The sequence below is a fragment of the Halomonas sp. 707B3 genome, assembly GCF_024158645.1.
Taxonomy (GTDB): domain Bacteria; phylum Pseudomonadota; class Gammaproteobacteria; order Pseudomonadales; family Halomonadaceae; genus Vreelandella; species Vreelandella lionensis.
This window is the reverse complement of sequence record NZ_JAMZBE010000289.1, coordinates 1-1,492: the sequence shown is the minus strand read 5'-3', so window position 1 is coordinate 1,492 and position 1,492 is coordinate 1. Positions and strand designations below refer to the sequence as shown.

Below are 1,492 nucleotides of genomic sequence, written 5' to 3'. Positions count from 1 at the left end.
ACCCTCACCAGCCACGCCGGGCTGTCCATCATCGGGCAATGCTTCGAGATCGCTGGCGTCGACAGCATCGACAGCCGCTTCCCCACCACGCTGGGCATGCGCACCAGTGACGTGATCAAGAGCTACCTGGGCCTGCTGTGTCTGGGCATGAGCGACTATGACGCTGTCGAGAACTTCCGCCGCGACAAGCCCTTCCAACAACTGCTGACCCTGCAGAAGGTGCCGAGCGCGGCGACGCTGCGACAGCGGCTGGAGAAACTTGCCGCCAACGACCTGCAGGCGCGCACCGCCACCTGGTCCACGACCCTGCTGTCACTGATCGAAGCACCGATCACCGCCGAGACGACGCACGTCTGCCTGGACATCGACACCTTCGTCATGGACAACAGCAACTCGAAGAAGGAAGGCGTCTCGCGGACCTACCAGAAGGTCGATGGCTACACCCCGATCGCCGCCTATCTGGGCAACGAAGGGTGGTGCCTGGGTCTGGAACTGCGGCCTGGCAAGCAGCACACCATGAAGGAGAGCAACGCCTTCCTGGAGCGGGTACTGCCTCGCGCCCAATGCCTGACCAAGCAACCGATCCTGTTACGCGAGGACAGCGGCTTCGACAGCCAGGCGCACCTGGCGCTTCTCGAACAGCAACGCCAGGTCTTTGCCGACGAGGGGCGCCGGCTCGACTATGTCGTCAAATGGAACCCGCGCGGCTCGGCCACGGCTGATCGAGATACCTGGCTGGCGGTGGCGGCGGACTACTGGGAAGAGCTGCGTCCTGGCAAGCGCCAGGCGCTGTGGACGCAGACCGTCTCGATCCACGACGACAACAAGACCGAATACGTCGTCCAACGCGTGATGCGCCTGGTCGAGCGCACCGCCGATCGCGATGGCCAGTTGCTGCTCGAACCGGACTATGAGTTGGAAGGCTGGTGGACCAGCCTGGACGAGGCGCCGGAGGCGGTGATCAAGCGCTACCAGGCGCATGCCACCCATGAGCAGTTTCACAGCGAGATCAAGACCGATCTCGACCTGGAGCGCTTGCCGTCCGGCAAGTTCGCCACCAACGATCTGATCCTGCATCTCGCCCAGTTGGCCTACAACATCCTGCGCCTGATGGGACAGCTGGGCATGACCGGCGAGCTGAGCCCGGTTCGCCACCCGGCCAAGCGGCGCCGGCTGCGCACCGTGCTACAAGAGCTGGTGCACCGTGCGGCTCTCGTGATTCACAAGGCACGGCAGATCATCCTCGACTTCGGGCAGGATATCGGGCGCATGACGGTGCTCAAGACGCTGCGGAGCCGACTGCGTTATCCACGAGGAACGCCATGCTGACCGTCAATCGGCGACACTCTATCCACAAGCAGTTCCAAGCGACACGCGATCGCCAGATATGTCGTGCCTGGCGGGTGGAAAGGCATGACAAAACGGGCCGTCAGCACCGATCAGCACGGTGGGTTTTGGCAATAACGGGCTTGCGAAAGCCAACTTGCACGGG

Annotated in this window: 1 protein-coding gene; it reads left to right on the top strand. The window is 63.3% G+C overall.

What is annotated here, in order from left to right; genetic code table 11:
• A partial coding sequence (locus tag BIS10_RS18695; RefSeq protein WP_253507774.1) for an IS1380 family transposase occupies positions 1 to 1,329 on the top strand: 1,329 nt, incomplete at its 5' end.
• Positions 1,330 to 1,492: the final 163 nt, after the last annotated feature.